At 53.8% G+C, this 20,472-nt stretch carries 21 protein-coding genes; all 21 read left to right on the forward strand.

From position 1 onward, the window contains the following. The first annotated feature begins 42 nt into the window (after positions 1-42). Positions 43-1,044 carry a flotillin-like protein FloA gene (floA, locus tag L1N82_RS00445; RefSeq protein ID WP_328284405.1) on the forward strand — a complete coding sequence of 334 codons (1,002 nt, stop codon included), beginning with the start codon at positions 43-45 and terminating at the stop codon, positions 1,042-1,044. Positions 1,045-1,101: 57 nt separating this feature from the next. After that, positions 1,102-1,620, forward strand: a complete 519-nt coding sequence (locus L1N82_RS00450) for a hypothetical protein (RefSeq protein ID WP_235285366.1) — start codon at positions 1,102-1,104, stop codon at positions 1,618-1,620. A 150-nt stretch (positions 1,621-1,770) separates the two neighbouring features. Beyond that, entirely contained in the window at positions 1,771-2,049 is a 279-nt protein-coding gene (yqfC, locus tag L1N82_RS00455) for a sporulation protein YqfC (protein WP_235285367.1), read from the forward strand. 14 nt (positions 2,050-2,063) lie between these two features. Further along, a complete protein-coding gene (gene yqfD / locus L1N82_RS00460; RefSeq protein ID WP_235285368.1) occupies positions 2,064-3,257 on the forward strand; it encodes a sporulation protein YqfD in 1,194 nt (397 codons plus the stop codon). 4 nt (positions 3,258-3,261) lie between these two features. Then, positions 3,262-4,230, forward strand: a complete 969-nt coding sequence (locus tag L1N82_RS00465; protein WP_111148743.1) for a PhoH family protein — start codon at positions 3,262-3,264, stop codon at positions 4,228-4,230. Between the two features lie 20 nt (positions 4,231-4,250). Then, positions 4,251-6,500 carry an HD family phosphohydrolase gene (locus L1N82_RS00470; protein ID WP_235285369.1) on the forward strand — a complete coding sequence of 750 codons (2,250 nt, stop codon included), beginning with the start codon at positions 4,251-4,253 and terminating at the stop codon, positions 6,498-6,500. Next, the gene (gene ybeY / locus L1N82_RS00475) at positions 6,497-6,994 is read left to right on the forward strand and encodes an rRNA maturation RNase YbeY (protein WP_235285370.1); all 498 of its coding nucleotides are present in this window, start codon (positions 6,497-6,499) and stop codon (positions 6,992-6,994) included. The genes L1N82_RS00470 and ybeY overlap by 4 nt, the downstream gene beginning before the upstream one ends. Then, on the forward strand, positions 6,994-7,353 hold the full coding sequence (locus tag L1N82_RS00480; protein ID WP_328284409.1) for a diacylglycerol kinase family protein: 360 nt from the start codon (positions 6,994-6,996) through the stop codon (positions 7,351-7,353). Before ybeY ends, L1N82_RS00480 begins: the two co-directional genes overlap by 1 nt. Before the next feature lie 19 nt (positions 7,354-7,372). Continuing rightward, complete coding sequence (cdd, locus tag L1N82_RS00485) at positions 7,373-7,801, forward strand: cytidine deaminase (protein ID WP_235285479.1); 429 nt, start codon at positions 7,373-7,375, stop codon at positions 7,799-7,801. Positions 7,802-7,845: 44 nt separating this feature from the next. Next, a complete protein-coding gene (gene era, locus L1N82_RS00490) occupies positions 7,846-8,763 on the forward strand; it encodes a GTPase Era (RefSeq protein ID WP_235285372.1) in 918 nt (305 codons plus the stop codon). Positions 8,764-8,912: 149 nt separating this feature from the next. Beyond that, a complete protein-coding gene (locus tag L1N82_RS00495; RefSeq protein WP_235285480.1) occupies positions 8,913-9,065 on the forward strand; it encodes a YqzL family protein in 153 nt (50 codons plus the stop codon). A 30-nt stretch (positions 9,066-9,095) separates the two neighbouring features. After that, positions 9,096-9,893 carry a DNA repair protein RecO gene (gene recO, locus L1N82_RS00500; protein ID WP_235285373.1) on the forward strand — a complete coding sequence of 266 codons (798 nt, stop codon included), beginning with the start codon at positions 9,096-9,098 and terminating at the stop codon, positions 9,891-9,893. A gap of 345 nt (positions 9,894-10,238) precedes the next feature. Beyond that, positions 10,239-11,126 (forward strand): glycine--tRNA ligase subunit alpha, encoded by an 888-nt coding sequence (gene glyQ / locus L1N82_RS00505; protein WP_235285374.1) that lies wholly within the window; start codon positions 10,239-10,241, stop codon positions 11,124-11,126. After that, complete coding sequence (gene glyS, locus L1N82_RS00510; RefSeq protein WP_235285375.1) at positions 11,119-13,200, forward strand: glycine--tRNA ligase subunit beta; 2,082 nt, start codon at positions 11,119-11,121, stop codon at positions 13,198-13,200. The genes glyQ and glyS overlap by 8 nt, the downstream gene beginning before the upstream one ends. 28 nt (positions 13,201-13,228) lie before the next feature. Then, positions 13,229-14,059 carry a pyruvate, water dikinase regulatory protein gene (locus L1N82_RS00515; protein WP_235285376.1) on the forward strand — a complete coding sequence of 277 codons (831 nt, stop codon included), beginning with the start codon at positions 13,229-13,231 and terminating at the stop codon, positions 14,057-14,059. A 94-nt stretch (positions 14,060-14,153) separates the two neighbouring features. Continuing rightward, positions 14,154-14,624 (forward strand): YaiI/YqxD family protein, encoded by a 471-nt coding sequence (locus L1N82_RS00520; RefSeq protein ID WP_235285377.1) that lies wholly within the window; start codon positions 14,154-14,156, stop codon positions 14,622-14,624. Between the two features lie 40 nt (positions 14,625-14,664). Beyond that, on the forward strand, positions 14,665-16,518 hold the full coding sequence (gene dnaG / locus L1N82_RS00525; RefSeq protein WP_235285378.1) for a DNA primase: 1,854 nt from the start codon (positions 14,665-14,667) through the stop codon (positions 16,516-16,518). Between the two features lie 17 nt (positions 16,519-16,535). Further along, complete coding sequence (gene rpoD / locus L1N82_RS00530) at positions 16,536-17,657, forward strand: RNA polymerase sigma factor RpoD (RefSeq protein WP_235285379.1); 1,122 nt, start codon at positions 16,536-16,538, stop codon at positions 17,655-17,657. 78 nt (positions 17,658-17,735) lie between these two features. Beyond that, positions 17,736-18,569, forward strand: a complete 834-nt coding sequence (locus tag L1N82_RS00535; RefSeq protein WP_235285380.1) for a hypothetical protein — start codon at positions 17,736-17,738, stop codon at positions 18,567-18,569. Position 18,570: 1 nt separating this feature from the next. Further along, a complete protein-coding gene (locus tag L1N82_RS00540; protein WP_235285381.1) occupies positions 18,571-19,353 on the forward strand; it encodes a tRNA (adenine(22)-N(1))-methyltransferase in 783 nt (260 codons plus the stop codon). Further along, the gene (locus tag L1N82_RS00545; RefSeq protein ID WP_235285382.1) at positions 19,320-20,435 is read left to right on the forward strand and encodes a Nif3-like dinuclear metal center hexameric protein; all 1,116 of its coding nucleotides are present in this window, start codon (positions 19,320-19,322) and stop codon (positions 20,433-20,435) included. Before L1N82_RS00540 ends, L1N82_RS00545 begins: the two co-directional genes overlap by 34 nt. The last annotated feature ends 37 nt before the right edge of the window (positions 20,436-20,472 follow it).

A 20,472-nucleotide genomic window follows, 5' to 3' on the forward strand; every position in this document is an offset into this window, starting at 1 on the left:
GATGGGCTGCCATATTTAACCTAACAATGGAGGTAAACACACATGTCTGAATTGGATCCAACAATTATGTATCTGGTGATTGGCGTTATCGCCTTCATCGTTCTCGCCGTTTTTCTGAGCTTCTTTCCGGTTATGCTCTGGATTTCGGCGCTGGCTTCCGGTGTGCGGATCAGCATCATCACCCTGGTAGCTATGCGCTTGCGGCGTGTCGTTCCGTCCCGGATCGTCAATCCGATGATCAAGGCGACCAAAGCCGGTCTCGGCTTATCTATTAATCAGCTGGAAAGCCATTTCCTCGCAGGCGGTAATGTGGACAGGGTAGTCAATGCCCTGATTGCCGCACAACGCGCCAACATTCCCCTGGAATTTGAGCGTGCGGCTGCAATCGACCTAGCAGGACGTGATGTTCTTCAAGCGGTGCAAATGAGCGTTAACCCGCGTGTCATTGAGACGCCAGTCGTCGCAGCGGTAGCAAGAGATGGTATTGAAGTGCGGGTAAAAGCGCGTGTAACGGTACGCGCCAACATTGACCGGCTCGTTGGGGGCGCAGGTGAAGAAACCATCATCGCCCGTGTCGGCGAGGGTATCGTTACAACGGTTGGTTCTGCGAACACCCATAAGGATGTGCTTGAGAATCCCGACCTGATCTCCCGCACGGTACTGGGTAAAGGGCTTGATGCCGGGACAGCGTTTGAGATCCTTTCCATTGATATTGCGGATGTCGATGTAGGCAAGAATATCGGTGCCCAGCTGCAGACTGAACAGGCGGAGGCAGATAAGCAGATTGCTCAGGCCAAGGCGGAAGAACGCCGGGCGATGGCTGTGGCGCTGGAACAGGAAATGAAGGCGCGCGTGGTCGAGATGCGCGCACGTGTCGTCGAGTCCGAATCGCAGGTGCCAATCGCTATGTCTGACGCATTACGCAATGGCAAGCTTGGCGTTATGGACTATATGAACCTCAAAAACATTGAAGCTGATACGCAGATGCGCGGCTCCATCGGCAAGCCTTCGGATTCGGGGCGCGGCGACAAAGACGGTGTCTAATCTGGAGTCTAGGATTATCCAGCGCTTGAGCACATCGCGGAAACCGGGGGTGATGGAATGATCGAGAACCTGATCTATTTTTTGCTGGATAACATATTTATCGTCCTTGTTATCGGCGGGTTTCTGCTGTCTTTGTTTGGCAAGAAGGCCAAGGCGCCCAGCCGGATGCCGGATTTTGGCGGACAAGGGCGTCCGCTGCATCAGCCGGATAATCAGCCGGGTCAGCTTCGGGAAACGGAGACCCGCAGTGCCAGCCAGTCGTCGGAGCAAAAGCGGGAGTCCCGTCCACCAACCCCGGAACCGATTCCTTCCAGGGAGGGCTCGAGGTCGCCCTTTGGCGGGGGTAGCGGCAGTTTGTCAGCGGAAGGTGCCAGCCCGGGCTGGTATGGAGAAGGCTCGCCCGCACAAGCGCGGGCAGCCCGCCCTGCACCGGTTCGCCCGGCCCGGATATCGCCTGCTCGTCCAAGCGATGAGGCAGAAGTACTCAGAACAGATGCGGATGAGCTGCGCCGTGCTGTAATTTGGGCTGAGGTGCTTGGCCCTCCCCGGGCGAAACGGCCCTATCATCGAAAATAACAGAGTGTATAGAAGAAGGCTGCCACCAGCATGTACTGGTCCTGGCAGCCTTCTTTTTGTTATAACTCGGTGAAGTCACGGCTACTTCATTTCATAAATCGGAGGGCTGGCGCATAGGTTGTAAGGTACAGAGGAGGGAGTGCATCCGCCATGCGTCGATTTGGCCAGAAGTTGCGAAAATGGACCGCTGAAGTGCTTGATCTACCCCAGGACGTCGTTTTCGATCTCCCGCGTATGACGATGATTGGCGACCGGCAGCTTTACATAGAGAATCATCGCGGTGTGCTTCATTTCTCCCCGGAAAAGCTGCGGCTTGCCCTGCCGAGCGGCGAACTGGAGGTCTTGGGTCAGGAACTGGTGATCCGGGGCATCTGGACGGAGGAAGTTTTTATAGAAGGCATTATTGTGCAGGTACAGATCAACGGGTAGGAGGCGTCTTGCCGATGAGGTTATCATGGCTTGATAAGATGAGAGGTGTCGTAACGGTCCGGCTTCGGGGGAACGGGTTGGAGAGTCTGATGAACGCGGCGGCTGCGGACGGGCTGCAGCTGCTTTCTCTGCGGCGGACAAGCCTTGACGAAGCATTGTGCGGGCTGCGGCTTCAGGATTTGTTCCGTATCAGGCCTTATTTGAGGAGGACAGGCTGCAGGCTCCGTATAACAGGCAGGCACGGGCTTCCGTTCATGCTGGCGAAGCTGGAGAGAAGAAAATTTTTCGTGGCGGGCATGCTGCTGTTCTTTGTCGGCATGTATTTGTTATCGTCACTCGTCTGGCGTGTGGAAGTAAAGGGCAATGACAAGATCTCTGCTGACCTGGTTCTACAGGCTGCCAGGGAGGAAGGGATATATCCGTTCCAGTGGTCGTTCCGGCTGCAGCCTTTTGATGCAGTATCGAAGAGAATGGCTACCAAGCTGCCCGGTACTGCATGGGTTGGCGTCCAGAAGCACGGCACGAAGGTGACGATTGAGCTGGTGGAAACTACGACACCGGATGCAAAGCCGCTGATGAGCCCGAGGCATCTAATCGCATCGGAGGATGCGGTGGTTACCCATATTATGGCTGAAACGGGACGTCCGGTAGTCAGGAAGAACACCAGGGTTAAGAAGGGTGATGTGCTGATTTCGGGACTGCTGGGCGATGAGGAGAAGGAAGAGACTGTTGTAGCGGATGGCACAGTCAAAGGACTCGTCTGGCATGAATATAACATTGTATCTCCACTGACAAGAACCGTCAAAGTCTATACCGGGGAACGCAAGGTTCAGTGGTTTGCAGTTGTTGGCGGGCGGGCGCTGCAGGTTAGTGGCTTCGGGAGCGCGCCGTTCGGGCAGTATGAGAAGGTAAGGCAGGAGCAGCAGGCTGCATGGCGGGGAATTTCCCTTCCGTTTGGCAGAATGAAGCAGTCGATTATGGAGACGAGGCTGGAGAAAAGACCGGTGACAAAGGAGGAGGCAAGGGCAGATGGACTATTGCAGGCCAGGGCAGATATTTTGACCAAAGCGGGCGAGGATGCCATTATACGGGACGAAAACCTTTTGCATGAAAAGACGGAGAATGGTAAAGTTTATATGAAAGTGCTTTTCGAAGTGGAGCAGTCCATCACGACGGAAATGCCTTTAGTCCACATACAAGGAGAATGACGATTTGCAAGAAACGACGGGAGTTGTGAAAATTCCGCTGGAAAACGCCGCCGAGGGGTTGGCTGTATTCGGTCCGCAGGACAAGTACCTCAAGCTTGTGGAAGCGGAGATGAACGCGGAAATCCGTTCACGGGACGCCGAGATTGTCATTACCGGAACCGCAAGCGAGCTTGCTTCACTTGAGCAGCTGTACCAGGTACTGCTGCAGTTGGTAAGGGGAGGCTATACGCCATCCGAGCGGGATATCATGTATGCACTTGAGCTTGCTCGGGAGATGAAGGCGGAAGAGCTTCTGGATCTGTTTAAGTCTGTCATTACTACGACTCATAAAGGAAAGCCGATTCAGGTTAAAACGATTGGCCAGCGCCACTATGTGGCCACAATCCGCAAGAAGGATATCGTATTCGGGATCGGACCCGCCGGAACGGGCAAGACATATCTGGCCGTTGTTATGGCAGTAGTGGCTCTTAAGGAAGGTGCAGTCAAACGTATCATTCTGACACGGCCTGCCGTCGAGGCGGGAGAGAGTCTGGGCTTCCTGCCGGGTGATCTTCAGGAGAAGGTAGACCCGTACCTGCGCCCGCTCTATGATGCGCTGCATGATGTGCTTGGGCCAGAGCAGTCTGCCAAAGCCTTTGAGCGGGGTGTCATCGAGGTTGCGCCGCTTGCCTACATGCGCGGCCGCACACTGGATGATTCATTTATTATATTGGACGAAGCGCAGAATACGACCCCTGAGCAGATGAAGATGTTTCTGACCCGCCTTGGCTTTGGTTCCAAGATGGTCGTAACCGGGGACGTAACGCAGATTGATCTGCCGCGCGGGAAAAATTCGGGACTCATCGAAGCCCGCCGGATTTTGCAAAATATCGGAGAAATCGGTTTTATTACCTTCTCCGAATCCGATGTTGTCCGTCATTCGCTTGTACAGAAGATTATCATGGCTTATGATTGGGACGCGGAAAATCATTAATAGAGAGGAATGTAGACTGCATGAGCCGGAACCAGACCACGAACCGGGCGGTGTCGCTGCCGTCCAAGTCGACAGGATGGAAACACGGCGCCGGAGCCCGGTGGCTGCTGCTGCTTCTGTTCGTGCTGCTCTTTTATTCCAGCCTTTCACCGCATCTCATTCCGAGAACCTATGATATCAAGCTGGGAACGGTAAGCGACCGGGAAATTGTTGCACGTAAACAGTGGAATGACGAGAAAGCGACCATTAAGGCCCAGGAAAGGGCAGCCGAAAACGTCGAACTGAAATATTCGATTGTCGCCCTTCGTAATGAAGGCCTGATCGAACAGATTTTTAACCGGATGGAGCAGCTTAACGCAGAAGATCAGGTGACCTTTCAAAATAAGGTTGATATTTACCGGAGAGAGATACCAGAGCGGTATGTCTCTTTTGTCAATAATTTTGTAAGAACCAACCTTAACTCGGATACGTACAGCGCCACACTGCTGGAGGAAATGGCGAAGAACGTCAAGGACCAGCAGTATCAGATTCCTGAGGAGACATACTACAAGCTGCCGCTGCTCTCTAGTGAACAGATTGAAGAGATGGAGACCGTTGGCATCGATGTCGTCCGCAAGCTGATGAGCGAGCAGCTCAGGGATGCCGAGACGGCACGCGCCAAGGTGGCGGAGCTTGTGAACACCAGCGCCCTTACCGACCGGACAAGCCGGGAAATTGTCGCTGAGCTTGCCCGCTATGCTATCATGCCGAATAAGTTTTATGACAAGGAAGCAACGGAAGAGGCCAGGGTACAGGCGAAAGAGGATACACAGCCGGTTGTAATCAAGGAAGGCGATGTCGTCGTCAAGCGCGGCCAGCTGATTACCGAGGAAGTATACGAGCGTCTTGAGGGACTTGGCCTGCTCCAGGACTCAAAGAATTATTGGCCGCATCTTGGTCTATTGCTGCTGTCGCTGCTGTTCCTGCTGCTCATCTACTTCTATCTGGAGCAGTCAGGAATCCTCAGCAGCGGACCGGACCGCAAGTATAATAACGCCCAGCTGCTGATGCTGTGGCTGATCTTCGCACTCAATCTGCTGACGATGTCGATCATATCGATGATTCAGACCATTGAGCTGTCACACATCGGCTACCTGGCACCCGCTGCTCTTGGAGCTATACTGATTGCGCTTCTTCTAGACACGAATCTTGCGATGGTATGCTCACTGCTGTTCGCCACTATTGGCAGTATCATGTTTAATCTGGATAATGACCATTTGTTCGATTTCCGGTACGGATTTGTGATAGCGGTTGTGTCCTTTGCAGCTATCTTCGCAGTGCACAGGGCAAGTCAGCGTTCAACGATTCTGAAGGCGGGCATTATGGTCAGCCTGTTCGGAACCGTCTCCGTGCTTACACTGCTGATGTTTGGGAATGCGCTGCCGCGTACGGAGCTGATATATGCAGGAAGCTTTGCCTTTGCGAGCGGGCTGCTGACAGCGGTACTCGTTATAGGTCTGATGCCGTTCTTCGAAATATCGTTCGGCATTCTCTCAGCTCTCAAGCTGGTAGAGCTATCCAATCCCAACCACCCGCTGCTTCGCAAGCTGCTGACCGAAACACCCGGCACTTATCATCATAGCGTTATGGTCGGCAACTTATCAGAGGCGGCGGCGGAAGCGATCGGCGCGAATGGACTGCTGTGCCGGGTAGGCTCCTTCTATCACGATATCGGCAAGACGAAACGTCCGAGCTATTTTATTGAAAATCAGACGAACATAGAAAATCCTCATGATTCAATAGAGCCAAAGCTCAGCAAATCAATTATTATCGCCCATGCCCGGGATGGGGTAGACATGCTTAAAGCCCATAACATTCCGAAGCCGATTCGCGATATAGCCGAGCAGCATCATGGAACGACCTGCCTGAAATATTTTTACCACAAGGCGGTTAAGCTGGCAGAGGCGGAAGGTGAGGAGCCGGATTTCACGGAGGATGATTTCCGGTATCCGGGACCGAAGGCGCAGTCCAAGGAAGCGGCAATTGTGGGCATCGCAGACTGTGTGGAAGCTGCCGTACGAAGCCTTCGCAATCCGACGATGGAGCAAATTGAAACGATGATTCAGAAAATTATCAAGAACCGTCTGGATGACAATCAGTTTAACGAATGCGATTTAACGATGAAGGAGCTTGACAGCATCTCCCAGACGCTGAAGGAAACCGTCGTCGGCATATTCCATTCGAGAATTGAATATCCGGAAGATGTTAAACCAAAGGAGCGGCTTGGATGAGTGTGCAATTGGAATGGAGCAGCGAACAGGAACTGATGGAAATACCGGATTCGCTAGTCAGCCGGCTGGAGCAGCTGCTCCAGCTGGCCGCGGAAGCGGAGAAGGTGGAAATGGGCGAGGTAGCGCTGCTGTTCACTGATGATGCCGGTATTCACCGTCTTAACCGGGATTACCGCGGAATCGACCGCCCGACTGATGTTCTATCCTTCGCCATGCAGGAGGACAGCGCAGAGGAACCGGAGATCGTTTTTGAAGTGGAGCATGAATCCGAGGAGGACCCGTTCTCCGGCATGCTTGGCGATATTATTATCTCGGTGGAGCGCGCCCGTGCGCAGAGTGAAGAATACGGCCATTCCCTTGAGCGTGAGATCGGTTTTCTATTCGTTCACGGCTTCCTGCATCTGCTCGGATACGATCATGGCACCGAAGAGGAAGAGCAGCAGATGACGTCCAAGCAGGAGGCTATTCTGCAGCAGGCAGGGCTGAGCCGGTGATTGCCCGGCTGCTTCGCAGCTTCGGGTATGCAGCAAGCGGGATTGTTTCGGCTGTAAGGCGTGAGCCCAACATGCGTATTCACGTTGCTGCGGCAGGTTCTGTAACGGTGCTTGGCGCCCTGCTTGGCATTACGAGGCTGGAATGGGCCATTCTGCTGCTGGCCATGGGGATGGTAATCACGACAGAGCTGATCAACACAGCCGTTGAGCGTGCGGTGGACCTATGTACCCTAGAGCCTCATCCGCTTGCCAAAGCGGCGAAAGATACAGCGGCCGGCGCGGTTCTCGCGGCGGCCGTGTTTGCTGCCGTCATAGGCGTGGTGATTATTATACCGTACCTGTGGCGGCAGATTACATAGTAAAGGGGCAGGAATAATGATGAATGGGAGCACAATTGATAACGAATTGGCGGGACGTCTACTCGAAGCGGCGAAAGAAGCAAGGAACCGTGCCTATATTCCATACTCCGGGTTTGGCGTGGGGGCAGCTCTGTTGGATCAGGAAGGGAACATTCATTACGGCTGCAACATTGAAAATGCTGCCTACAGCCCGTCCAATTGTGCCGAGCGAACCGCTATGTTTGGCGCGATTGCGCAGGGACATGCGCCACGAAGCTTCAGGGCGATGGCAGTTGTGGCGGATACGGAGGGCCCTGTCTCGCCATGCGGCGTCTGCCGGCAGGTGATGTCAGAGCTGCTGGGGCCGGATACCCCAGTTGTGCTGGGCAGCATAGAGGGGCCATGGGTAATAACGAAGGTTTCGGAGCTGCTTCCTGGCGCCTTCTCGCTGGAATCAGAGAAAAAATAAGCGGATAGAGCAATAGTAGGGAACATATTTCAGGAGGTTACAGGATGTCCAACCAGAAGAGCGGCAAGCCGGACAAATTCCGTTCAGGATTTGTGGCAATTGTCGGTAGGCCCAATGTAGGCAAGTCGACACTGATGAACGGTCTGATCGGCCAGAAAATCGCCATCATGTCGGATAAGCCGCAGACAACACGAAACAAAATTCACGGCGTGTATACGACGGACAGCTCGCAGATTATTTTCCTCGACACACCGGGAATCCACAAGCCCAACTCAAAGCTTGGCAACTTTATGAATCAGTCTGCGCAAAGTGCGCTAGGCGAGGTGGAGGCGGTGCTGTTCCTGACCGATGTGTCCGAGGAGCTGGGCGGAGGCGACCGTTATATCATTGAGATGCTTAAGAACAGCAAGGCTCCTGTCATTCTGGTGCTGAACAAGATCGATAAGGTGCACCCAGAGGCGCTGCTGCCGATTATTGATAAGTACAGGGAACTGATGGAGTTTACGGAGATCGTTCCGATTTCTGCGCTGCAGGGCAATAACGTAAATACGCTGCTTGAGACACTGACCAAATATTTGCCCGAAGGGCCGCAGTACTATCCGGCTGACCAGGTAACGGATCATCCCGAGCAATTCGTCTGTGCGGAGCTGATCCGGGAGAAAATTCTTCACATGACGCGTGAGGAAGTGCCGCATTCCATTGCTGTGACGATCGAAGACATGCGCGTTCAGGAGAACGGCGTTGTCTATATAGGCGCTGTGATCTTCGTGGAGCGTGATTCGCAGAAGGGGATCGTCATCGGCAAGCAGGGTTCCGTTCTTAAGGAGGTTGGAAAGCTGGCGCGGCGGGATATCGAAAATTTGCTGGGCTCGCGTACGTTCCTGGAGCTATGGGTAAAGGTTAAGAAAGACTGGCGGAACCAAGATCGCGTACTGAAGGACCTCGGCTTCCGGAACGATTAACGGATTAAGCGGGTAAACGTGACAGACCATCCCCGGTTTACGGCTGGTTTATAACAGGATATAAACACCAAGGATACTCAGCATGCATTCATCGCAACCTATTCTCTGTATCGGAACTGCAAGCATTTACGGAGAAAGGGATGAATCGCATGCGTGATTTTTCTTGGACGTATTTTACGTTAACCGGAGATGTGGACGCGTTCTTACTGTACAAACAGGTGGACCAGGTCCGGGCTCTGAATGACACCGGAGGTCCGAAGGAAGCAATGGATTCGCTGGAAGAGTGGGAGGAAGCGGAGTAAGCTCCGCCCTTCCGGTTGGGGGAGAGGCTGTTGCTTAACCGAGTAGAGGGCATCATCATTCGTTCAATGGACTATGGGGAAGGTAATAAGATCGTTACACTGCTGACTAATACCAGCGGGAAAGCAGGCGTGCTGATAAGAGGCGCCAAAAAGCTGAAAAGCCGGTACGGCTCGCTGTCCCAGCTGTTTACACACGGAGAGTTTGCATTCTTCCGGACAAGCGGACTGGGGACGTTAAGCAGCGGAGAAATTATAACGTCCCATCACAGGCTCAGGGAAGAGCTGGATTTGATGGCTCATGCCTCCTATGCAGCTGAGCTGACGGACCGGGCGCTGCAGGATGATGAGGCGGGCAGTTATCTGTTTGAGCAGCTGAAGGCTTGCTTTCAGGCGCTTGAGGACGGCAAGGATCCCGCTGTCACCATCCATTTGTACGAAATGAAAATTTTGCAGGCGGCAGGTTATGCGCCTGTTTTGCATGCGTGCACTTCTTGCGGCCGGGAGGAAGGGCCGTTCGTCTTAAGCCCCCGTCTGGGAGGATTGCTCTGCCCTCGCTGCCGCCACACAGATCCGGCAGCTCTGCGTCCGGGCGAAGGCGCTATCAAGCTGCTCAGGCTGCTTGGGACGATGGATATGCGGCGGCTTGGCACGATTCAGATCAAGCCGGAGACCAAGGCGGAATTAACTGAAGCGGTACGAGCGCTGGTGGACTACCACTTGGGCTTGCGGCTTAAGTCAAGGGCATTCCTGGATTCACTGGCAGTTATGCAGGCCGCCGCACCAGAACGCCGGCGGCCGCCGGGTGACGGAATGGACAAGCCCATTTGACAAAATCGTCAATTATCGCTAATATAGGCCAATATGAGTATCGGACGATGATGGAGAAAGTAACCGACGATAGCGGCATTCAGCGAGCAGGGGATAGTGGAAGCCCTGCAGCCGGACGTTGGTGAAGGGCGCTCCGGAGGACGCTGGCAGGGCAAGAGGTGGGCTACCGTGTTAAACGGGGCCAAGTAGGGTGGAACCGCGGGATTTTAACTCCCGTCCCTACGTCTGGGAACAGGCGTAGGGACGGGAGTTTTTTGGCGTCCATGCAGGTCTTGGCTCTCGCACCGCAGCCTATTCCGATTGCTTGGTAATTTGCTAATTCTAATGATAAGGGGTGCGCAAGTGATGAATTTTCAGGGCATGATTCTGACGCTCCAGCAGTTCTGGGCGGAGCAAAACTGTATTCTGGTACAGCCGTATGATGTGGAGAAGGGCGCAGGCACCATGAATCCGATGACGTTCCTGCGATCCATTGGTCCTGAGCCATGGAATGTAGCTTATGTGGAGCCGTCCCGCCGGCCGGCTGACGGCCGCTATGGCGAGAACCCAAACCGCCTGTACCAGCACCATCAATTTCAAGTCATTCTGAAGCCGTCGCCGGATAACATTCAAGAGCTATATCTGGAAAGCCTGAAGCGGCTTGGAATCGACCCGGCCCATCATGATATCCGGTTTGTCGAGGATAACTGGGAATCGCCTACGCTTGGCGCATGGGGCCTTGGCTGGGAAGTGTGGCTGGACGGGATGGAAATTACCCAGTTTACTTACTTTCAGCAGGTGGGTGGCATTGATGCGAATCCGGTATCCGTTGAAATTACATACGGTATGGAACGCCTCGCCTCCTATATACAGGACAAGGAAAATGTTTTTGATTTGGAGTGGGTAGAGGGCGTCACCTATGGCGATGTGTTCCTGCAGCCGGAGTTCGAGCATTCCAAATATACATTCGAGATTTCGGATGCATCCATGCTGTTCTCCCTGTTCGCCATGTACGAGGCGGAAGCCGGAAAAGCGCTTGAGCATAACCTGGTGTTCCCTGCCTACGACTACGTGCTGAAATGTTCCCATACATTTAACCTGCTTGATGCGCGAGGCGCGATCAGTGTGACGGAGCGGACGGGTTACATCATGCGTGTCCGCAACCTTGCCCGCAAATGCGCGGCTGTCTATTTGGAGGAACGGGAACGGCTCGGATTCCCGCTGCTTAAGAAAGGGGCTGAAATCAATGGCTAAGGACCTGCTGCTAGAGCTAGGACTTGAAGAGGTGCCTGCCCGGTTTGTGCGCGGCGCTTTAAATCAACTGAAGGAAAAAACAGGCAAGTGGCTGGAGGAAGCCAGGATAGCACATGAAGGCATCGATGCCTATGCCACCCCGCGCCGGCTGACCGTGCTTGTCCGGGCTGCGGCTGAGAAGCAGTCCGATATAAGCGAGGAGGTCAAGGGACCTTCCCGCAAGATCGCCCAGGATGAGTCGGGGGCTTGGAGCAAGGCCGCTCTCGGCTTCGCTCGCAGCCAAGGAGTGGAGCCGGATCAGCTTTTCTTCAAGGAGCTCGGGGGTGTGGAATACGTATACGCGAACAAGAGCAGCATCGGCGTAGAGACGTCAAAGGTCCTGCCTGCCGGGCTAACGGATATTATAAACGGTATGGTTTTCCCGAAGAATATGCGCTGGGGCGCTTATGAGATGCGTTTTGTCCGTCCGATCCGCTGGATGGTCGCACTCTATGGAACCGAGATCATCCCGCTGCAAATAGCGGACGTAACGAGCGGCCGTATATCACGGGGCCACCGGTTCCTTGGAGCTGACACGGTTATTGATGAGCCGTCCGCTTACCTGGATAAGCTGCGCGGGCAGCATGTCATCGCCGATCTGGCGGAACGGGAAGGGCTCATCGTCAAGCAGATTGAGGAACTGGCAGCAGAGAAGGGCTGGGATATTGCGGTCAAGGAGGATCTGCTTGAGGAAGTACTGTTCCTAGTGGAGTATCCGAGCGTGCTGTACGGCACCTTCGATCCGTCGTTCCTCAATATCCCGCAGGAAGTGCTGATCACCTCCATGCGCGAACATCAGCGGTATTTCCCGGTGCTGGACAAGAACGGTAAGCTGCTGCCTTACTTCGTCACAGTGCGCAACGGTGACCGTACATCAATCGAGCAGGTAGCAAGGGGCAACGAGAAGGTGCTTCGCGCCCGTCTGTCCGATGCAAAGTTCTTCTATTCTGAGGATCAGAAGCTGGCGATTGCAGACGCGAACGCCAAGCTGGAAAATATCGTTTATCACGAAGAGCTCGGAAGTCTGGCGGACAAGGTGCGCCGGATACGGAATCTGGCTGACCTGATTGCCGGCAGTCTCGCGGTAGATGAACAGTCGCATCTTGATATCAGCCGGGCGGCAGAAATCTGCAAATTTGACCTTGTGACTCAGATGGTATACGAGTTCCCTGAGCTTCAAGGCATTATGGGAGAGGATTACGCGCGTAAAGCAGGCGAGCGCGAGGCCGTGAGCAGGGCGTTATTCGAGCATTATCAGCCGCGGTTCGCAGGGGACCGTGCGCCGGGATCATTGATTGGTGCAGTGGTGGCTCTTGCCGACAAGATGGATACGATTGCAGGCTGCTTCTCGATCGGTATTATTCCGACCGGCTCGCAGGATCCCTATGCACTTCGCCGCCAAGCGGCGGGCATTGTCCAGATCATGCTGTCGCACAAGCTCCGGCTAACGCTGGGCGAGTTGTTCGAGCTGGCGCTGAAGGTGCACGAAGCCCGCGGAATGAAGCGTGACCGGTCAGAAGTCCGTCAGGACTTAATGGATTTCTTTAGTCTCCGGGTTAAGAATGTGCTCAGCGAACAGGGCATCCGCTATGATGTAATTGATGCGGTTATGGCATCCGGCTTCGATAATCTTTCTCTGACCATTGCCAGAGCTTCCGCTGTACTGGCAGCCGTATCCGGCCAGAGCATGTCGGACTTCAAGGCGACAGCGGATGCGTTCAACCGCGTTTGCAACCTTGCTGCCAAAGCGGAAAGCCGCGTCATAGACCCGTCGTTGTTCACCGATGAGGCGGAGAGCAAATTGTTCGAAAGCTGGCGCACGACCCATACGGCCTACCTCGCGGCATTAGAAGCAGGTGATGCAGCAGAGGCGCTGGCAAGGCTTGCTGGATTAAAAGAACCTATAAACGGGTATTTCGATCATGTTATGGTAATGGTTGAAGACAGCAAAACGAAGGATAACAGGCTGGCGGCGCTTGCTGCGCTGGCTGATGATATCAGGCAGCTTGCTGACTTCTCCAAGATCGTCTGGTAAACAGCAGCGGCAGAGAGGAGATTCGAACATGAGCATGCCACTTGAAGGCGGCGCCGGCAGATCCGATATTATTATCTATGTCGTGTCTGATTCCGCCGGTGATACGGGCGAGGTAGTCGTCCGGGCGGCGGTGGCCCAGTTCCACCCTGCTTATGCAGATGTCAGGCGGGCTCCTTTCGTTCAGGACGAAGGCACAATCGAGAGGGTTCTGATCAGGGCCCTTTCCGAGAATGCCGTTATTCTCTATACGCTAGTTATTCCGAAGCTGCGCGAGTATATGGCTATGCGGGCTGAAGAAATGAACGTGCAGGCCGTTGATTTGCTCGGGCCGCTGATCGAGAGCCTTGAACGGCAGACCGGCAGTAAATCAAGGCAGGAGCCGGGTCTTAACCATGTGCTTGACGCTGATTATTTCCGTAAAGTGGAGGCGGTGGAGTTTGCCGTTAAATACGACGATGCGAAAGACCCTACGGGCATATTAAAGGCTGACATCGTACTTGTCGGAGTATCACGGACGTCCAAGACTCCGCTGTCCATGTATTTGGCCCACAAGACCTACAAGGTGGCTAACGTGCCTCTGGTGCCGGAGCTCAAGCTTCCTCCTGAGCTGTTCAAGCTGCCAAAATCCAAAATCGTCGGTCTTACAATCGGGACCCATTATCTCAATATTATCCGCAAGGAACGGCTGAAGGCGCTGGGACTGCCTGACAATGCATCTTACGCAACGACAACCCGGATTGAATACGAGCTGGAATATGCCGAATCGGTCATGAAGCAGCTTGGTTGCGTGGTTATTGATGTATCTCATAAGGCGGTAGAAGAAACGGCCAGCCTGATCCTTGAGACGGTCCGCGGATAAAAAAGCGAATGCTTGTACGCGGTTTTGCAGGATTTTTTGTAAAGCCATCGTATATAATAGTACGGTACTTTTCCAGAAATTGCGGTGATAACAGTTGGAACTTCAGGCTCCTCGTATCGTGGTTGACGCCGATGCCTGTCCGGTAAAGCGGGAAATCGCCGAGACGGCAAGAGCATTCCGGGTCCCCGTCCTGCTGGTTGCATCCTATGATCATCGTATGGAGGCGGCGGATGGTGTCGAAATCAAGCAGGTTGACCGCAGCAGTCAATCGGTTGATCTGTACATTTCGAATTTGGTTAACGCTGCGGATATAGTCGTGACCCAGGATTTCGGTCTTGCGGCTGTGGCGCTGGGCAAGCGGGCGATCGTATTGTCCAATCGTGGTGAGCAGTATACGAATGAGACGATTGATTATCTGATGGCGCGCAGGCATGATCACGCCAAGATCAGGCGCGGGGGCGGCCGGACCAAGGGCCCCAGGGCGATGACAGATGACGACCGGAGGCAATTTCAACAAAAGCTGACAAAAGTTTTGGAGGATTTGCAGGAGAATCGGGAGCCATAGCGAATAGTTATACGTGTCATTAGGATGAAGGTGATGTTGAATGACCGTCGGTAGAATTCCTGAGGAAGCGATCGAAGCTGTTCTGAGGCATCACGATATTGTTGAGACGGTCGGCAGACATGTGCATCTCACGAAAAACGGGAAATATATGAAGGGACTGTGTCCGTTCCATTCAGAGAAAACGCCGTCCTTCACCGTAACCCCCGAAAAGCAGATCTTTTACTGCTACGGGTGCGGTAAAGGGGGCAATGCGATCCACTTTGTGATGGAGATGGAGGGATACAGCTTTCCTGAAGCCGTCAGGGTGATGGCCGAGGAAGCCCATGTACCGGTTACCTGGGAGCCTTCTCAGCAATCCGGAGAGCAGACAGCCGAACAGAAGGACAGGCAGATTTTGCTGGAGGCCCACGAGTATGCCGCCAAGTTCTACCACTATCTTCTGCTTAATACGGAATTTGGCCGGGGGGCCAACCAGTATTTGCGGGATCGCGGAATGAGCGACAAGCTGATCAACCAGTTCATGCTTGGCTATGCACCGGACCGTTGGGATACGCTGGTCAATTTTCTTCAGAAGAGAGGGTATGACCTTGCTCTGATGGAGAGAGGCGGGCTGGTTTCGGCTAAGTCGGATGGCAGCGGGTATGTGGACAGGTTCAGGGACCGTATCATGTTTCCAATATGGGACAAGGACGGCAAGGTTATCGCATTCGCCGGCCGTGTGCTCGGTGATGCGCAGCCGAAATATCTGAATTCCTCAGATTCGATGCTCTTTCACAAGAGCCGCACGCTCTATAACCTGCATCAGGCCAGACCATCCATCCGCAAGAGCCGGACTGTCGTTCTGTTCGAAGGCTATATGGATGTAATCAAAGCCTGGAGTGCGGGTGTCCGTAACGGCGTAGCCAGTATGGGTACTGCTTTTACAGACGAGCATGTGGAGCGGATCCGCCGCAACGCTGATGAAGTCATTGTCTGCTATGACGGGGATGATGCGGGGCAAGCGGCAGCCATGAAGACCATTCCGATGTTCGAGAAGGCCGGGCTAAAGGTGAAGGTAGCGGCGATTCCGGGCCGTAAGGACCCCGACGAATACATTTCCGAATACGGGCCCCAGGCATTTCTCCGTGAGGTGATCGACAGTCCGCTGACGGTTACGAAATTTAGACTACTATTTTTAAGAAAAAGCCATAAACTCCTAGAAGAAGAGGGCCGTAAAAACTACGTCCTTGAAGGAGTACGGATTATCGCAGAGCTGGAATCTGCGACAGAGCGCGAATTCTATTTGCGGGAGCTGTCAGGCGAGTTTGGTATTTCACTGGACACGCTGAAGCAGGACTGCCACCAAATTTTGCTGAACCGGCAAAAAGTGCGTGGCGGCGGGGATAATAACGATAATTCGTGGAATAATGGTAGGAATGAAAGTCGCCGTGCGCCCAAATCAATGCCGGCGGTATCGGTTCACCACCAGATTGAGCGAAGGCTGCTCTACTGGATGATGCATGACACCGAGGCGGCGGAATTTGTGTTTGACAAGCTTGGCGACGCTTTTAACGTAGAGGATCATGCAGCTCTGGCTGCTTACCTATATGCCTATTATTCGCAAGGAAACGATCCGGAAGTCAGCCGTTTCGTTGCTTCACTCCGCGATGAACGGCTGGAGCGGACCGCAGCTTCTATCCTGAGCATGGACATTATTCCGCCGTACGACAACGAGGTTCTTGAAGCCTATGTCACGGAGGTGCTTAAGCAGCCCAAGCTGCGCGAGCTGGATGAGCGGAGGGAAGAGTGGATACGCGCGGAACGGTCAGGTGACGTTGTGCGGGCCGCGGTAATTGCAAGTGAGATTATAGCCCTAGAGAGACAGCTGAAAGGAAGACAGGATGACCGTGTCTAGGGAGGAGGGAGTCGGATATGGCGAACGATCAACATACGGAATTGGATGCGGAACAGAAGCTGGAGCTGGTCAAGGATCAGCTGATTGAACAAGGCAAGAAGCGTTCTTCCCTGACGTACAAAGAAATTATGGAGAAAATGTCTCCGTTCGATCAGGATCCAGAGCAGATGGATGAATTTTTCGAGCAGCTTGATGACATGGGCATTGAAGTTGTCAATGAGAACGACGATCATCCGCTTGGAAGAAGCGATGAGGAACGGGAGCATGACGATTTCAATTTTGACGACGATCTGGCTCTTCCGCCAGGCATTAAGATCAACGATCCGGTGAGAATGTACTTAAAAGAAATCGGACGTGTTCCGCTGTTATCAGCCGATGATGAGGTGGAGCTTGCCAAACGGATTGAGAATGGTGATGAGGAAGCCAAACGCCGCCTTGCGGAAGCGAATTTGCGGCTGGTCGTCAGTATTGCCAAGCGTTATGTCGGACGTGGTATGCTGTTCCTGGACCTGATTCAGGAAGGCAACATGGGCCTGATCAAAGCCGTCGAAAAATTCGACCATACAAAGGGCTACAAGTTCAGTACGTATGCAACCTGGTGGATCCGTCAAGCTATCACACGTGCGATTGCGGATCAGGCGCGTACGATCCGGATTCCTGTTCATATGGTGGAAACGATTAACAAGCTGATTCGGGTCTCCCGGCAACTGCTGCAGGAGCTTGGGCGCGAGCCTACGCCGGAAGAGATCGCTGCTGAGATGGATCTTAGTACCGATAAAGTTCGGGAAATTATGAAGATAGCTCAAGAGCCCGTATCGCTAGAAACACCGATCGGTGAAGAGGACGATTCGCATTTGGGTGACTTTATTGAGGATCAGGAAGCCTTGGCGCCAGCTGATGCTGCAGCATACGAGCTTCTTAAAGAACAGCTGGAGGACGTGCTTGACACGCTTACAGAGCGTGAAGAGAATGTGCTGAGACTGCGTTTCGGACTGGATGACGGCCGTACGCGTACGCTGGAGGAAGTTGGTAAGGTATTCGGGGTAACCCGTGAACGGATCCGTCAGATCGAAGCGAAGGCGCTGCGGAAGCTGCGGCATCCAAGCCGTAGTAAGCGGCTGAAGGATTTTCTGGAGTAAGAATCGACTTGTGACCTTTCTGCTCGTGCAGTCAGGTCTTTTTTTTCATCATGGGCCTGGGGAGGCCGAAAGGGTTGCATGGGGATGGATCAGGAACGACGGACAGTCATCATTAAAGAAATTGACTATTGGCGGCGGAACAAGCTGCTGCCTGACCAATACTGCGATTTTCTGCTGAATTTGTACGCGGTGCAGGATCAGGAGAGATCTCCCTCAGGGTGGACGGGAAAGGCGGCAACGGCGGTTCAGAAATCCAGCGGCAAGCAATGGCTCCTTGCTTTTGGAGTATTTTCCTTGATTTGTCTCGTTGCTTTATATTTTAACGCTTTTCACCCTCTATTGCAAACCGGGTTATCACTGACCGTGGTCTCTTTCTTACTGTCTTACGGGCAGCGGAAAAGAGCCGAGAATGAGTCAGCGGGGCTCTCCATTATTGGAACGGGTATTTTGTATAAGCTCGGTATCGGCCTTTATATGCTTCAGCTTCATGACATACAGGCCTGGGGCTGGACGGCTGCTTTCCTGGCAGGCTGTTCAATTTTCTGGATTATATTTGGCATGGGTGCCGGAATACCCCTCCTCCATCTAGGCGGCTGGGTCGCTGCGATTCTGGTTTATGCTCTGCTGCTGGCCAAAAACACGGCAGACCCCGCCTGGTATGAGGTTCAGCTGTATTGGGTTCCGATCACCTTCGTATTCGGCTGGTTCAGCTGGTTCGTTCAGCGCTGGTCCAAGCCGGCTTCTGCGGTGCTGCTGCTGACAGGTGTGCTGCTCTGGTTTATGCCTGAGGTGTATGCTGTATTGATTCTGGCGGGACAGGACTGGATTCAGATTCAATTGATCGTTAAAATCGGACTAGGGGGAACGATGCTGTTCCTCTTACGAAAACAATGGATTGCGTGGGTTGCCTGACATGTTAAAATTATCTAGAAGGCTGCAGACCATCGCCGGTCTGGTGCCGCAGCATTCGCGCGTGGCAGATATCGGCTCGGATCATGGGCTTCTGCCTGTCTATCTGCTGCAGACAGGACGCTCGGATTTTGCCGTAGCCGGAGAACTCAATGAGGGGCCGCTTCAGGCGGCCGTGAGGCAGATAGAAGCAGCCGGACTGGGAGGCCGTATTGCAGCGCGCAGGGGTAACGGTCTGGCGGTCATTGAACCGGGTGAAGTAGAATGTGTGACCATAGCAGGTATGGGTGGAGCGCTTATGGCAGGCATCCTGTCAGAGGGGCTGGCCGCGGGAAAGCTTGAAGGCGTAACAACGCTTGTTCTGCAGCCGAATGTCGGCGAAGATCTGGTTCGCCGCTGGCTTTTACAGCATCACTGGTCTCTTGCGGCGGAGCGTCTTGTTGAAGAGGACGGCAAGTGGTATGAGGTGCTGCTCGCTGTCCGGATTACGGATGCGGATACATACAATACCATGCTATACAACACGTCGTTCCTGCCTCTGGACAGGGATACAGAGGAGAAGCGGAGACTGCTGCTTACTATGGGTCCCTGGCTGCTAAGGCAGCCAAGCGATGTGCTGAAGCGCAAGTGGCAGAGTGAGGCGGACAAGCTGAGGAAAATATGCGCACGGATCAATCGCTCCGATTCTGCAGAAGCGGCTGAAAAGCTGCGCGAGATGGAACGGGAGATTGAAACGATCGAGGAGGTGCTCGGATGTTTGCAAACGGACAAACGGTCATTCAGCTAATGGAACAGCTGGCCCCCAAGCAGTATGCTGTGGAGGGGGACAAGATCGGCCTGCAGGTAGGCACGTTGAACAAGGAAATCCGCAAAGTGCTGGTTGCGCTCGATGTAACGGAAGAGGTAGTTGATGAGGCGATCCGCGAGGGCGCCAACCTTATTATTGCGCATCATGCTGTCATCTACCGCCCGCTGGCAAAGATTGATACCGGTACGCCAGCCGGCAGATTGTACGAGCGACTGATCAAGCATGATATTGCCGTCTATATTGCCCATACGAACCTGGATGTCACTGAAGGCGGAATCAACGACTGGATGGCGGACATGCTTGGCTTAACAGACCGTGATCCGCTCGAAGAGGTGCATACGGACAAGCTGTATAAGCTGGTTGTTTTTGTACCGGAGGACCATCATGAGCGTATGCTGAATGCATTATTTGGCGCGGGGGCAGGACAGATCGGGAACTATAGCAAATGCAGCTTTAATATAAACGGTACCGGCACCTTCCTACCTGGCGAGAATACGAAGCCTTATCTGGGTGAAGCCGGCAAGCTTGAGCGGGCGAAAGAGGTAAGAGTAGAGACAATTGTACCGGGGCAGCTTCAGCGCCGGGTTGTTCAGGCGATGCTAAAGGCTCATCCGTACGAGGAAGTGGCATATGACCTGTACCAGCTGGATTTGAAGGGGCGGTCATTTGGCCTAGGACGGGTCGGGAAATTGCAGGAGCCTGTGACACTGGGGCAGCTGGCAGAGAAGGTTAAGCAGGTGTTTGAGGTCCCTGCTCTTCGTGTTGTTGGCGATTTATCGGGACAGGTTCGCAAGGTAGCTGTACTGGGTGGCTCAGGTGCACGCTATACCCGGCATGCGATTTTTGCAGGGGCGGATGTGCTGGTCACGGGAGACATCGATTACCATACTGCGCATGATGCTCTGGCCGCCGGGCTATCGATTATCGATCCCGGTCATAATATCGAGAAGCTTATGAAGCCGCGAGTAGCCGATTATTTAAAGCAGGAGCTGGCCGGACGCAAGTCATCTACTGAGGTAATGGCGTCCGCGGTACATACCGAGCCGTTCATTTTTCTGTGATCTGCACGCCATGGCAGGAGCTTTTCCTGATTTCCCA

Source organism: Paenibacillus tarimensis, assembly GCF_021532315.1.
Taxonomy (GTDB): Bacteria; Bacillota; Bacilli; order Paenibacillales; family Paenibacillaceae; genus Paenibacillus_I; species Paenibacillus_I tarimensis.